Genomic DNA, 13,221 nt, shown 5'->3' on the forward strand with positions numbered 1-13,221 from the left:
TCGCCCCGGCGTGCAATTCGCCGGGGCCGCCGGGTTTACTTCAGTTCGATTCGCTTGATGTCGCCGATGATAAAGATGTAGGCAATCACGCCGATCAGCGCCGTCAGGCCGACGTAGATCAGTGCGTAAAAGAAGTTACCCGTAGCGGAGATAATCACGCCAATTATCAGTGGGGCTATAATCGATGCCATATTAGCGCAGAAATTAAATATACCGCCGGTCAGGCCTGCCATATTTTCCGGGGCAATATCAGAAATTAACGTCCAGCCCAGGCCAACCATTCCCTGGCCAAAAAACGCCACCGACATGATAATAATAACGGTGCTGTTGGCGCTCACCCAGTTCGCCGCAATAATACAGCTGGAGAGTAATAATCCGGAAATTATTGGTAACTTCCGACTGATGTTGACGGAGCCGGTTCGCTTCAGCAGTCGGTCCGAGATCCAGCCGCCGAAGAGGATGCCGATGGCGGCGGCGAGGAACGGCCAGGTGGCGAAGAAGCCAACGTGCAGCCAGGGAAGATGGCGCTCGTTGGCCAGATAGCTGGGAAACCACGTCAGGAAAAACACCAGCGTGGTGTTACCGGCAAACTGACCCAGACTGGCGCCGAGGATCTGGCGACAGCCCAGCAGGTGCCTGGCGTCACGCCAGTTAAATGGAACGTTCTGGATTTTATTGTCAATGCCGTTTGCGCCGATATAATCCAGCTCCGCTTGATTAGCCGTGCGCGATTCATGGGGTTCGTGATAAAAACGCCACCACACCAAAGTAAATAAAATACCTAATCCGCCGGTGAGGAAAAAAAGCGTTCTCCAGCCATGATGTTCGAGGATTAAAAATAACAGCGGCGAGAAGGCCGCCAGTCCTATATATTCACCAACCGTATATGTTGCCGTCGCCCGCGCGCGCTCATGCTGCGGGAACCAGGTGCTGACGATGCGGCTGTTGGCCGGGAAGCAGGGCGCTTCACTGACGCCGAGTCCCAGGCGCAAAAGCAGCAGAGATTTAAGCCCGAGGGTGAAACTTTGCAGCAGGGTAAACAGCGACCAGAAGAAAATTGACAGGGCATAGGTCAGTTTGTTGCCGAAGCGGTCTAAAAACATGCCGCCGGGGATCTGCGCCAGGGCATAGGTCCAGGCAAAGGCGGAGAAAATGATGCCCATCATCGCCGGATCGATATGAATTTCCTGGGTTAACTGTGGGGCAACGATACCGAGGATGGTGCGGTCGAGATAATTGATCATCGTTCCGACGGACAACAGCAGTAAAATAACTATCCGAACGCGGCTTCTTTTTTTCGTCCCCGATGAGGATGTGAGGACTTCCTGAGAGTTTGACATACTCATAGCGAGTTCCTTTAAAGTTTAAAATATTTTTGCATATATTTGTATATGCAAAAATATCTCCGGGAACTATAGGTAGTATCTATGAATGGCAACGCTTTGTGGCACATTCATCCGCTTCAGAAAATAATATTTGATGCACCGCCAATATTTTCCCGCGCGTGCGCATTATTGGTGGCTTGCATGGTATATTAGCATCAGTGGATTTATTCTTATATTATACGGGCAAAAATAATGAACCTAAAGCAACTTTATTATTTTAAACGTCTGTCTGAAACTGAACATTATACCGAAGCGGCCTCCAGTCTGTGCATCACCCAGCCTTCGCTAAGCCATGCGATATCAGAGCTGGAGAAGGAGTTAGGGGTCGCGCTGTTCGCCAGACAGGGACGGAACGTTAAAATTACGCAAAACGGCAAGCGTTTTCTGCCGTATGTCGAAGATGCGCTGGCCTCACTGGAAAATGGCCGCACAGTTTTGCAAAAAAACGGCGCTGAAAATAAAGAAAACATTCGTATCGCCTTTATTTACACGATGGGCGAATATGTTGTTCCGCAGTTAATTAATAAATATTCTCTTTCACCTGAGTTTCACAACGTGACTTTTTCTTTTACTCAAGGGACCTCGCTGACGCTGTTGCAGGAGCTGAAAGCGGGAAAAGTCGATCTGGCGATCTGCTCTTATATTGCCGATGAACCCGATATCGATTTTATTCCGGTTATTCAGCAGGAGCTGGTGGTGGTGACCGCCAGGGATCATCCGCTGGCCCGGCTGTATGAACATGAAGTCGACCTCGTGGAGACGATTCATTATCCCTATATCTATTTTTCAGAAAATAGCGGCTTACGTCCGTTTATCGATAATGTATTTATGCAGCAAAAGCTGGTGCCGGAGATTGCCTGCTACGTGGAAGAGGATACCGCGATGGCCGGGCTGGTCAGCATTGACTACGGGATCGCGATCATGCCGAGGATCTCGGCGCTCTCCCATTACAACGTCCATATCCTGAAGATTAAAAACACCCTCCCTCCGCGCTATATCTATCTGGCGACCATGAAAGACCGCGGACTTTCCCCGGCGCTGCAGTCGTTTAAAAATGTGGTCATCCACGACAGCCAGAAGATCTGTTAGCGAATAGCCCGGAGAGGTCCTCCGGGCTAAGGGGTTATCAGGAGAGAATATCCATCACTTCACGCAGCTTGTCGATGGCGATCTGTCCCGGCGCGGAAGCCTGACCCACGGTACCGAAGGTCATGGCTGAGCCAAAAAGACGCCCGGTCACCCGGCTGACGCCGCCCGATTTTCCCATCGACATGGTGATCAGCGGGCGGGTGGCATACTTTTCTTTCATGATCAGCGTGGCGGCGAGCAGGGTCAGAACGTCCTGCGGCGATTGCGGCATCACCGCGATCTTCGGCAGATCGGCGCCCAGATCCTGCATGCGGCGCAGGCGATAGATGATATCTTCCTGGGCGGGGGTCTTATGAAAATCATGGTTACTCATGATCACTTTGACGCCCGCGGCATGCGCATCGTCAACCAGCGCGCGGATCTGCGCTTCATCATTGAACAGCTCGATATCAATGACATCAACCAGGCCACTGCGCGCCGCTTCGCGGTTGAGCGCGAAGTAGGCCTCGTCGCTGAGCCCGGTCTCGCCGCCTTCTTTCTTGCTGCGGAAGGTGAACAGCAGCGGCAGCGCTTTCAGCGCGCCACGGATTTCCGCCAGCGCGGCCATCACCTGAGCCATCTCTCTCACCTGAGTAAAGTGGTCAACGCGCCATTCGATGATATCGGCGCCGGCGTCGACCAGGCCGTGGGCGTTACCCAGTATTTCATCCAGCGTTTTGCCGATCAGCGGTACACAAATTAAGGTTTCCCCTTCCTGGAAGGTGATGTTCTTTACGGTAACTGCATTTGTCATGTAGGCATCCATTATTATTCGCGTTGAACCTCAGGCGGTGACTGCGGTGGGTGATACTTTTTGCGCCGCCCGAGCCTGCAGTTGACGATAGCCGATGTACAGGGCGATCACAAAGCCGATCACGGCGATCGCAAAATCAAACCACATAATGCTGGCAATACTGATCTGCGAAAGTTTGGCGGTGATCAGCGGGATCGTGAAGCTGGCGATACTGCCGGCGGTGTAGAAGATGCCGGTTGCCTTGCCTTTCCCGTTCGGGAAGCTCATCGCCATGATCGTCGCTCCCAGCTGTAGCACTCCGCCCGCGGCGGCAAAGCCGATGACAAAGGCGAAGCCGGTAACCATCATCGGCGTCGGGAACAGGCATACCAGCAGCAGCGAGACCATCGACAGGCCAGTATAGATGATCATGGCGACGGCGGAGCTGAACACCTCTTTGACGAAGGCGGCGGTCACGAAGACGCAGACCAGCGACCCGACGGTGTAGATGCTGAGCAGCTTAATCGCCGAGGCATAGGGCAGGCCGACCACGAACTGACCGTACTGCGCCAGCCACTGGCTGACCAGATAGAATGTCGCCATGCCGATATAGCCGTACAGGGTGAAGATCACCATATCCAGTTTGTTGGCCTGCGGACGGGCGGAGGTTTCCGCCTGTGGCCCTGGGGTGGCCTCTTTTTTCGCCGCCTGGCTATCCGGGAACGGCATTTTGAGCAAATAGAGGCCGCTCACAACAAACAGCGCTGCCGCAATCACGAACGACCAGCCGAACCACAGATTCGCCCAGATCAGGAAGCTGATAATGAACGGCAGCAGGAACTGTCCGGCGGAGACGAAGGCTTTGATCAGCACGTTGGCCCGGCTGGCGGAGTGCGGGAAAGATTCCATCAGCGCGGGATAGGTGCCGGAGTCGAGGAAGCTGTTCGCCAGGCCCGCCATAATGCCGAAGACATAGGCCAGATAGATATTTTTGGTCAGCAGAATGCCGATAAAAAAGATCAGATAGCTGAGGATCCCCAGATAGATAAAGGGCTTACGACCAAAGCGATCCGACAGAAAGCCGGTCACGATGGTCGCCAGTTTGCCGATCCCTAACGAGGAGATCACCACTGATACGCCGGCAGCGTCTGTTCCCCACTGCTCCTGAAGATGGGCCATGTTGAGGGTGATCAGCAGCACCCCCATGCCATGAATCAGGTAGTTGAGGTACAGCCCTGCCGCGGTAGGGACGTATTTATTTTTCATCGCTTGCCCCTTAGAACAGGATGCTTTTGATGTAATCAACCGGCATCTGTTTACCCGTCCAGATTTCGAACGCGCGCGCGCCTTGCCACAGCATCATCCCGAGGCCGTTTAGCGTACGGCAGCCTTTTTTCTCAGCCACTTCCAGCAGGTGGGTTTTGCGCGGGTTGTACACGACGTCGGAGACGATCAGGTCCGGACGCAGGAAGCTGTCGTCCGGGAGCAGCATCTGGCCTTCGAACGGCTTCATGCCGACTCCGGTGGCATTGGTCAGGATCACGCTGCTGTCGATTTCGGCACGCAGTTTGTCATGATCGTCGAGATCGAACAGATGGATCTCGCAGCGCGTGTTGTTGCGGATCTTGGCTACCGTTTCTTCAGCGTTGGCGAAGAATTTATCGCGACGGTTGAAGATCGAGATCGCCTTCACGCCATCCAGTGCCGCCTGGACGCAGAGCGCGGTCGCCGCGCCGCCGGCGCCGAGCACGGTCATCTTCTTGCCAATAATATCGATACCCGCTTCGCTAAGGGCGCGCATATAGCCGGTGCCGTCGGTAATATGCCCGGTCAGTACGCCGTCGTCATTGACCACGGTATTCACCGCCCCGACCAGCTGCGCCGCCGGCGAGAGCTTATCAAGATACTGGCAAATCTCGGTTTTGTTCGGCATAGAGACGTTAAAGCCGCGCAGCTTCAAAGCCCGGAAGCCCTGCACAACGTCTTTCAGCTCCTGATTACCGACTTCAAAAGCCAGGTAGACGTAGTCCAGCCCGAGATGGGCGAAAGCCTCGTTGTGCATGGTGGGCGACATGCTGTGGCGAATCGGGGTGGCGATCAGACCAATCAGCTCAGTGTGTCCAGTAATACGTTCTGCCATGACAAAAATCCTCAATAAGTTAGAAAGGGAATTCGTTGTGCTTCGCGGCTGCCCAGCGCACCCATGTCTTCGAGGGTGTCCAGCACGTTGCGGCCTTCGCGGATGCCGTCGATAATGCGTCGCGCCATCACGCTGTCGCCGATATTCATGATTTTGACGTTATTGGCATTGGCCCAGCGCTCGATCTCGTCGAGACCCGTCCGGTTGGCGCGCATCCCCAGGCAGACAAAGCCGTAGTCGAAGGGGATATCGAAGGTATGCTGTGTATTTTTCACCTGGAAATGGTCGGCAGCCACCGCCATCAGTTGCGTATTCATGTGCTGTTCGACCTGGTGCTCGTCGAGCATGGTCAACATGGCATTCCTGGTAATGATGTCGAGATCGCGACCGGCGGCGTCCTGCATTTCGATTAATACCGCTTGCGCGCCGCGAGCGGTAAAGTATTCGATGACGTCAAGGCCAACGGCGCCCGCGCCGACAACGGCGATGCGTTTGCCCTCGACATGGGTAAATTTCGCCAGATTGCCGATCATGCCGGTAATGGAAAAGACCTTGCCTTCCTCGGCGTCAATATTCTCCCGCAGTCCTGCAATAGGCGGCAGCAGGGGGGTTGAGCCGGTGGCATTGACGATCAGATGCGGACGCAGGGCGGAAACCGAGGCCACGTCTGCCCGTTTGCCGACCTGCAGCATCAGGTTATCCAGCGCGGCGATGCGGTTTTTCATAAACTGCGGGAAATCCGCGATGCGTTTTTTCTCCGGCAGACGGGCGATATCGCTGGCGAGACCGCCGACGTGATTTTTCGCCTCCAGCAGCCAGGTGTGGCAGCCGACTTCCGCCGCGGTGCAGGCGGCCTCCATCCCGGCAGTGCCGGCGCCGATGACGACCACGTTCGTTTCGCGATTAACGCGCCGCGTTTTGTAGGTATCGCCGTGAATGATGTCCGGGTTAATTGAACAGCGCAGCGGGCGCGAGCGGGCGATGCGATGGTCGGCGCAGCCGATGTTGCAGGAGATGCATTTGCGCATCAGGCGTTCTTTACCGCTTTGCACCTTCTGCACCCACTCCGGCTCGGCAATCAGACCGCGACCAATGGCAATGAGATCGGCATCGCCGCTGGCGAGGATATCCTCGGCCACCTGCGGGGTACGGATATTGCCGGCGATGACCGTGGGCTTATGGAATTTATCGCGCACCGCGCGGGAGAGATAACGCTTCCAGCCATCCTCCAGCGACATCTGGTCGATTTGCAGATTCAGGTTGTCGTTCTGCGCCGCCGAGACGTTGATGATATCGACCTTCTCCTGGCAAAGCTCAAGGATGCGCAGAGAATCTTCGAGGGTATTGCCGCCCTTGAGGAAGTCGTCGGCGCTAATGCGCAGGCTGACCGGAAAACGCGGCCCGACGCAGGCGCGAACTTTATCGACAATCAGACTTAATATCCGGGTGCGGTTTTCGACGCTGCCGCCAAATTCATCGGTGCGCTTGTTAAATAACGGCGATAAAAACTGGCTAATTAAATAGGAGTGGCCGGCATGAATTTCGACGCAGTCAAAACCCGCGCGACGAACGCGCTCTGCGGCGTCACCGAATTTTTCCACCGCGTGATAAATTTCCTCATGGGTCATTGGCCGCGGAATATTACCGTGCTTTTTCGAGGGCGTCGTCGAGGAGGAGAGCGGAGTCTGACCTTCGAGGCGGTAGGCATAAGCCGAAGCGCCTGCGTGATTTAACTGAATGGATACGCAGGCGCCATGTTTATGCAGGGTCTCGGTTAATTTAAACAGCCGCGGGATATATTGATCATTATCGATCCGCAGCTGGGTGGTGCCGTTGGAGGCGAAAGGAAAATCAATACAGATGTTTTCGATGGTGATAAGCCCGGTGCCGCCTTTGGCCCGCAGTTCGTAGTATTCCAGCTGTTCCTGCGAGACCTCGCCATTGAGCGTGGCCATATTGGTGCCCATCGGGGGCATAATAATGCGGTTTTTTAGCGTCATGCCGTTGATGGTCAACGGACTGAAAAGGTGCGGATAGTGGCTCATCTCTTCTCTCCACAGGAGGCCGGGAAGCCGCTATGCGGGGGCCCGGGCGTGTCCTTAGTTAATATTTCTCTGTGGGAAAAGATAGCGAGGCGAAAAATCGAAAAATAATGCTTTTTTTTGCTGTGAGCTATAGGGGTTCTCTATGAGATTAACGCTTTTTTCACATTATTATATTTTTATATTAAACACTCGTACCTTATTTTTACTTGCAGTGAAGGGATAATACATAAACCACGCAGGTCAGGGGGAGGAAAGCGGAATCATTCGTCTTTATCGCGTGGGGCAGGCCAACGTCATGGGCTGACGATCGGCGAAGCAATATTGTTTTTTGTGCGTGAGATCGCAATTTTCTGCCGCAATAAACTAAAAAGCCCGGTCAAATGACCGGGCGCGAAGATTAATTCATAAACGCCGGCAGCTTGTGCTCATAGTCGGAAATAGCCGCTTCATGTTGCAGCGTCAGGCCGATGCTATCCAGGCCATTGAGCATGCAGTGGCGACGGAAATCGTCGATCTTAAAGCTGTAGGTTTTATCCCCCGCTTTAACCACCTGCGCTTCCAGGTCCACTTCAAACGTAATGCCCGGGTTGGCCTGCACCAGTTTGAACAGCTCGTCGACCTGCTCATCGCTCAACGTCACCGGCAGCAGCTGGTTGTTGAAGCTGTTGCCATAGAAAATATCGGCAAAGCTTGGGGCGATAACGACTTTAAAACCGTAATCGGTCAGCGCCCACGGCGCATGCTCGCGCGAGGAGCCACAGCCGAAGTTTTCCCGCGCCAGCAGGATAGATGCGCCTTTGTACTCAGGAAAGTTCAGCACGAACTCCGGGTTCGGCTGTTGACCTTTATCGTCGAGGAAGCGCCAGTCGTTGAACAGGTGCGCGCCAAAGCCGGTGCGGGTCACTTTCTGCAGAAACTGCTTGGGAATGATCGCGTCGGTATCGACGTTTGCAGCATCCAGCGGAACCACCAGGCCGGTATGTTGGGTAAATTTCTCTGCCATGATGGTCTCCTTACTTCAGATTACGGATATCGGCGAAATGGCCGGTCACAGCTGCCGCCGCGGCCATTGCCGGGCTCACCAGGTGCGTGCGTCCGCCGCGGCCCTGGCGGCCTTCAAAATTACGGTTGCTGGTGGAGGCGCAGCGCTCGCCCGGGTTCAGGCGGTCGTTGTTCATCGCCAGACACATAGAGCAGCCCGGTAAGCGCCACTCAAAGCCGGCTTCGATAAAGATCTTATCCAGGCCTTCCGCTTCCGCTTGCGCTTTCACCGGACCGGAACCCGGCACCACCAGCGCCTGGACGCCCGGCGCCACTTTACGCCCTTTGGCGATTTCCGCCGCCGCGCGCAAATCTTCGATACGCGAGTTGGTACAGGAGCCGATGAATACTTTATCGATAGCCACTTCCGTCAGCGGAATGCCGGATTTCAGCCCCATATAGGCCAGCGCTTTCTCGGCGCTGGCGCGTTCCACCGGGTCGCTGAACGACGCAGGATCGGGGATATTATCGCTGACCGAAATCACCTGGCCCGGGTTGGTGCCCCAGGTCACCTGCGGGGCAATCTCAGCCGCCTGCAGCGTCACTACGGTGTCAAATGTGGCGCCGTCGTCGGTTTTCAGGGTTTTCCAGTACGCCACCGCATCGTCAAAATCTTTGCCTTTCGGCGCGTGCAGACGGCCGCGTACGTAATTGAAGGTGGTTTCATCCGGCGCGACCAGGCCCGCTTTCGCGCCCATCTCGATCGCCATGTTGCACAGGGTCATGCGGCCTTCCATGCTCAGATCGCGGATCGCTTCGCCGCAGAACTCCACCACGTGGCCGGTGCCGCCGGCGCTGCCGGTTTTACCAATGATCGCCAACACGATATCTTTGGCGGTGATGCCCGGCGCCGCTTTGCCTTGCACTTCGATTTTCATGGTTTTCGCACGACCCTGTTTCAGGGTCTGGGTCGCCAGCACATGCTCTACTTCGGAGGTGCCGATGCCGAAGGCCAGCGCGCCGAAGGCGCCGTGGGTGGCGGTATGGGAGTCGCCGCACACAATGGTCATCCCCGGCAGGGTAACCCCTTGTTCCGGGCCCATCACGTGAACGATGCCCTGGTACGGGTGGTTCAGGTCGTACAGCTCAACGCCGAACTCTTTACAGTTCTTAATCAGCTCCTGCATCTGAATGCGGGCCATCTCGCCGGACGCGTTAATATCTTTGGTCTGCGTCGAGACGTTGTGATCCATGGTGGCGAAGGTTTTACCCGGCTGGCGCACCTGGCGGCCGTGGGCGCGCAGGCCGTCAAAGGCCTGCGGGGAGGTGACTTCATGCACCAGATGGCGGTCGATATACAACAGCGGAGTTTCGTTTTGCGCCTCATACACCACGTGCGCATCAAACAATTTTTCGTATAACGTCTTCGCCATGATTACACCCCTTCTGCGACATAGCGGGCAATGATATCGCCCATTTCATCAGTGCTGACCGCTGCCGTGCCGCGCGCTAAATCGCCGGTACGAACGCCTTCCTCCAGAGCGCGGTTAATCGCGCTTTCAATCGCGCTCGCCGCCTCGTCAGCGTCGAGGCTATAGCGCAGCAGCAGCGCCAGGGAGAGGATCTGCGCGATCGGGTTAGCGATATTTTTGCCGGCGATATCCGGCGCCGAGCCGCCTGCTGGCTCGTACAGGCCGAAACCTTGTTCGTTGAGGCTGGCGGACGGCAGCATACCCATCGAGCCGGTGATCATTGCGCACTCGTCGGAGAGGATGTCGCCGAACAGGTTGGAGCACAGCAGCACGTCGAACTGGGACGGATCTTTAATCAGCTGCATGGTGGCGTTATCGATATACATATGCGCCAGCTCAACGTCCGGATACTCCTTGCCGATCTCGGTGACGATTTCGCGCCACAGAATGGACGACTGCAGGACGTTGGCTTTATCGATGGAGGTCACTTTGTGACGACGTTTACGGGCGGATTCAAACGCGATGCGCGCGATACGTTCGATTTCAAAGCGGTGATACACCTCGGTATCAAAAGCTTTCTCATGCTGACCGCTGCCTTCGCGACCTTTCGGCTGACCGAAGTAGATGCCGCCGGTCAGTTCGCGAACGCAGAGAATGTCGAAGCCGTTGGCGGCGATGTCGGCGCGCAGCGGGCAGAACTCTTCCAGCCCCTGATACAGTTTGGCCGGGCGCAGATTGCTGAACAGCTTAAAGTGTTTACGCAGCGGCAGCAGGGCGCCGCGCTCTGGCTGTTCTGCGGGCGGCAGGTGTTCCCACTTCGGGCCGCCGACGGAGCCGAACAGGATCGCGTCCGCCTGCTCGCATCCGGCGACGGTCGCCTGCGGCAGGGGAGTTCCCTGACGGTCGATGGCCGCGCCGCCGACGTCGTACTGGCTGGTGGTAATGTGCATGGCAAAACGTTGGCGCACGGCTTCCAGTACTTTCATCGCCTGGTTCATCACTTCCGGGCCAATGCCATCACCCGGCAAAACGGCAATATGGTAATTCTTCGACATTACACGGTTTCCTTATTGTTCTCTTTATTCTGAGCTTTGCGTTGCAATTCTTTTTCGACTTCGGCGGCGCGCCAGATGTTGTTCAGCACGTGAACCATCGCTTTGGCTGACGACTCTACGATATCTGTTGCCAGACCAACGCCGTGGAAACGGCGACCGTTGTAGTCAACGACGATATCCACCTGGCCCAGGGCGTCTTTGCCGTGGCCTTTCGCGCTTAAGCCATATTTCACTAATTCAATGTTGTAATCGGTGACGCGGTTAATCGCCTGGTAGATAGCATCAACCGGACCGTTGCCGTTGGCGGCTTCCGTTTTGATCTCATCCCCGCAGACCAGTTTGATCGAGGCGGTCGCGATATCGCTGGAGCCGGACTGAACGTTGAAGTAATCCAGGCGGAAATGCTCCGGCTCTTCCTGCTGCTTGTTGATGAAGGCCAGCGCTTCCAGATCGTAATCGAAGACCTGGCCTTTTTTGTCCGCCAGCTTCAGGAACGCGTCGTACAGGTGATCCAGGTTGTAATCGCTCTCCTGGTAACCCATCTCTTCCATCCGGTGTTTCACCGCCGCGCGGCCGGAGCGGGAAGTCAGGTTCAGCTGTACCTGGTTCAGGCCGATGGATTCCGGGGTCATGATTTCGTAGTTTTCGCGGTTCTTCAACACGCCGTCCTGGTGGATACCGGAGGAGTGGGCGAAGGCGCCGGTGCCGACGATGGCTTTGTTCGCCGGGATCGGCATGTTGCAGATCTGGCTGACGGTCTGGCTGGTGCGCCAGATTTCATGGTGGTTGATATTGGTGTGCACGTTCATGATGTCTTTGCGCACTTTAATCGCCATGATGACCTCTTCCAGCGCGCAGTTGCCGGCACGCTCGCCGATACCGTTCATCGCGCCTTCTACCTGGCGGGCTCCGGCGTGGACCGCGGCGAGGGCGTTGCCGACGGCAATACCCAGGTCATCATGGGTATGGACGGAGATAATGGCTTTGTCGATATTCGGTACGCGCTCATACAGGCCGCTGATAATGTTGGCGTACTCGAACGGTATGGTGTAGCCGACGGTATCCGGAATATTAATGGTGGTGGCGCCAGCGTTAATCGCGGCTTCCACGACGCGAGCCAGGTCAGCAATCGGCGTACGGCCGGCGTCTTCACAGGAGAACTCGACATCGTTAGTGTAGTTGCGCGCCCGCTTCACCATATAAACCGCACGCTCAATGACCTCATCCAGGGTGCTGCGCAGTTTGGTGGCGATATGCATCGGCGAGGTGGCGATGAAGGTGTGGATACGGAACGCTTCGGCCACCTTTAAGGATTCCGCCGCTACGTCGATATCTTTCTCGACGCAGCGCGCCAGGGCGCATACGCGGCTGTTTTTGATGGTGCGCGCGATGGTCTGCACGGATTCAAAATCGCCCGGAGAAGAAACCGGGAAACCGACTTCCATCACGTCAACACCCATGCGCTCGAGGGCCAGAGCGATCTGCAGCTTCTCTTTGACACTCAGGCTTGCCTGTAACGCTTGTTCGCCATCACGTAAGGTCGTATCGAAAATAATGACTTGCTGGCTCATGGTTTGGATCCTTAGTCTTTGTCCTGGCGCCTTGTTGACGAGCATAAAAAAACCCGCGCCAAGGCGCGGGTTTTATAGTCTTGCTGGAAGATGACTTAACGCTGAACGTCGCCCAACAGCCTACCGCGCAAATAGCATGCGTTTAGTAGTAGTAGGCTGGTGATGCGAGTGGTGCGAATCATTGCGTCAAACTCCAGATGAAATCGTTATGCTTTTAGAGTTACTGGATAGCCGTTTCAAAGTCAACCCCTGGCATGGAAAAAGCGTTTTTGGTCCGCAGCGTGAATTAGCTAATTGTGCTGATGTTAGCCCTTTTTTGCCGAAGATCCTATTTTGGACCTGCGGGGGCGCACAGGGATATGTTTCATTTGAAAATGTACTTTGCATTAAAGGCCTCGCTCACGATGCGCCGCGAGCGAAGCGGTCAAAAATCGCTATCTGAATGAAATAATTATATTTATTTTTCGTGTGAATATGTCTACCCCTTAGCGGATCTTTTTTCAATGATAAATAGTTGTTAATTTTATGGGGTGGAAAATAAAATACTTTATTATTGCTTAAGTTACAGTTAACCATTGGTGTTGTTTTTATTTTCCTGGATTATGGTTAGACTCATCTTCATTAAGTAACTCATATTGTTTGAGCAGTTTATTTATTCCGGTGGTACCGGTTTGACACTGCCACTCATAGCCTTGATATATTCCTAAAATA

11 protein-coding genes are annotated in these 13,221 nt (G+C 55.1%); 1 reads left to right on the forward strand and 10 read right to left on the reverse strand.

The window, feature by feature from the left end:
* Nucleotides 1-35: 35 nt before the first annotated feature.
* Nucleotides 36-1,346, reverse strand: coding sequence for an MFS transporter (locus ACOI7D_RS15940; protein WP_109546656.1), 1,311 nt, complete (start codon nucleotides 1,344-1,346; stop codon nucleotides 36-38).
* A 231-nt stretch (nucleotides 1,347-1,577) separates the two neighbouring features.
* Between ACOI7D_RS15940 and ACOI7D_RS15945 the strand changes: the two genes are divergently transcribed.
* Complete coding sequence (locus ACOI7D_RS15945; protein WP_004204315.1) at nucleotides 1,578-2,474, forward strand: LysR family transcriptional regulator; 897 nt, start codon at nucleotides 1,578-1,580, stop codon at nucleotides 2,472-2,474.
* A gap of 37 nt (nucleotides 2,475-2,511) precedes the next feature.
* Here the strand turns inward: ACOI7D_RS15945 and aroD are convergent, their stop codons facing one another.
* The 9 genes from aroD to leuL all read right to left on the reverse strand — a co-directional run bounded on the left by aroD (nucleotide 2,512) and on the right by leuL (nucleotide 12,692).
* Entirely contained in the window at nucleotides 2,512-3,267 is a 756-nt protein-coding gene (gene aroD / locus ACOI7D_RS15950) for a type I 3-dehydroquinate dehydratase (protein WP_109546655.1), read from the reverse strand.
* A 30-nt stretch (nucleotides 3,268-3,297) separates the two neighbouring features.
* The gene (locus tag ACOI7D_RS15955; protein WP_032453837.1) at nucleotides 3,298-4,512 is read right to left on the reverse strand and encodes an MFS transporter; all 1,215 of its coding nucleotides are present in this window, start codon (nucleotides 4,510-4,512) and stop codon (nucleotides 3,298-3,300) included.
* A gap of 10 nt (nucleotides 4,513-4,522) precedes the next feature.
* Nucleotides 4,523-5,386: a shikimate dehydrogenase gene (locus tag ACOI7D_RS15960; RefSeq protein WP_017901194.1), complete on the reverse strand. Its 864-nt coding sequence runs from the start codon at nucleotides 5,384-5,386 to the stop codon at nucleotides 4,523-4,525.
* 11 nt (nucleotides 5,387-5,397) lie between these two features.
* Nucleotides 5,398-7,431: an FAD-dependent oxidoreductase gene (locus ACOI7D_RS15965; RefSeq protein WP_044521016.1), complete on the reverse strand. Its 2,034-nt coding sequence runs from the start codon at nucleotides 7,429-7,431 to the stop codon at nucleotides 5,398-5,400.
* Nucleotides 7,432-7,828: 397 nt separating this feature from the next.
* Complete coding sequence (gene leuD / locus ACOI7D_RS15970; RefSeq protein WP_023291972.1) at nucleotides 7,829-8,434, reverse strand: 3-isopropylmalate dehydratase small subunit; 606 nt, start codon at nucleotides 8,432-8,434, stop codon at nucleotides 7,829-7,831.
* Nucleotides 8,435-8,444: 10 nt separating this feature from the next.
* The gene (gene leuC, locus ACOI7D_RS15975) at nucleotides 8,445-9,845 is read right to left on the reverse strand and encodes a 3-isopropylmalate dehydratase large subunit (protein ID WP_023291973.1); all 1,401 of its coding nucleotides are present in this window, start codon (nucleotides 9,843-9,845) and stop codon (nucleotides 8,445-8,447) included.
* 2 nt (nucleotides 9,846-9,847) lie between these two features.
* Nucleotides 9,848-10,939 (reverse strand): 3-isopropylmalate dehydrogenase, encoded by a 1,092-nt coding sequence (gene leuB, locus ACOI7D_RS15980; RefSeq protein WP_023291974.1) that lies wholly within the window; start codon nucleotides 10,937-10,939, stop codon nucleotides 9,848-9,850.
* Nucleotides 10,939-12,510, reverse strand: a complete 1,572-nt coding sequence (gene leuA / locus ACOI7D_RS15985) for a 2-isopropylmalate synthase (protein ID WP_109546654.1) — start codon at nucleotides 12,508-12,510, stop codon at nucleotides 10,939-10,941. Before leuA ends, leuB begins: the two co-directional genes overlap by 1 nt.
* Before the next feature lie 95 nt (nucleotides 12,511-12,605).
* Nucleotides 12,606-12,692 carry a leu operon leader peptide gene (gene leuL, locus ACOI7D_RS15990; protein WP_072013397.1) on the reverse strand — a complete coding sequence of 29 codons (87 nt, stop codon included), beginning with the start codon at nucleotides 12,690-12,692 and terminating at the stop codon, nucleotides 12,606-12,608.
* Nucleotides 12,693-13,221 lie beyond the last annotated feature (529 nt).

Source organism: Klebsiella sp. C360 (assembly GCF_048822415.1).
GTDB lineage: Bacteria > Pseudomonadota > Gammaproteobacteria > Enterobacterales > Enterobacteriaceae > Klebsiella > Klebsiella quasipneumoniae.

Coding starts and splice junctions, on each gene's coding strand:
- leuD (WP_023291972.1), bottom strand. CDS start 8,434: ATGGCAGAGAAATTTACCCAACATACCGGCCTGGTGGTTCCGCTGGAT.
- leuC (WP_023291973.1), bottom strand. CDS start 9,845: ATGGCGAAGACGTTATACGAAAAATTGTTTGATGCGCACGTGGTGTAT.
- ACOI7D_RS15960 (WP_017901194.1), bottom strand. CDS start 5,386: ATGGCAGAACGTATTACTGGACACACTGAGCTGATTGGTCTGATCGCC.
- ACOI7D_RS15965 (WP_044521016.1), bottom strand. CDS start 7,431: ATGAGCCACTATCCGCACCTTTTCAGTCCGTTGACCATCAACGGCATG.
- aroD (WP_109546655.1), bottom strand. CDS start 3,267: ATGACAAATGCAGTTACCGTAAAGAACATCACCTTCCAGGAAGGGGAA.
- ACOI7D_RS15940 (WP_109546656.1), bottom strand. CDS start 1,346: ATGAGTATGTCAAACTCTCAGGAAGTCCTCACATCCTCATCGGGGACG.
- ACOI7D_RS15945 (WP_004204315.1), top strand. CDS start 1,578: ATGAACCTAAAGCAACTTTATTATTTTAAACGTCTGTCTGAAACTGAA.
- ACOI7D_RS15955 (WP_032453837.1), bottom strand. CDS start 4,512: ATGAAAAATAAATACGTCCCTACCGCGGCAGGGCTGTACCTCAACTAC.
- leuL (WP_072013397.1), bottom strand. CDS start 12,692: ATGATTCGCACCACTCGCATCACCAGCCTACTACTACTAAACGCATGC.
- leuB (WP_023291974.1), bottom strand. CDS start 10,939: ATGTCGAAGAATTACCATATTGCCGTTTTGCCGGGTGATGGCATTGGC.
- leuA (WP_109546654.1), bottom strand. CDS start 12,510: ATGAGCCAGCAAGTCATTATTTTCGATACGACCTTACGTGATGGCGAA.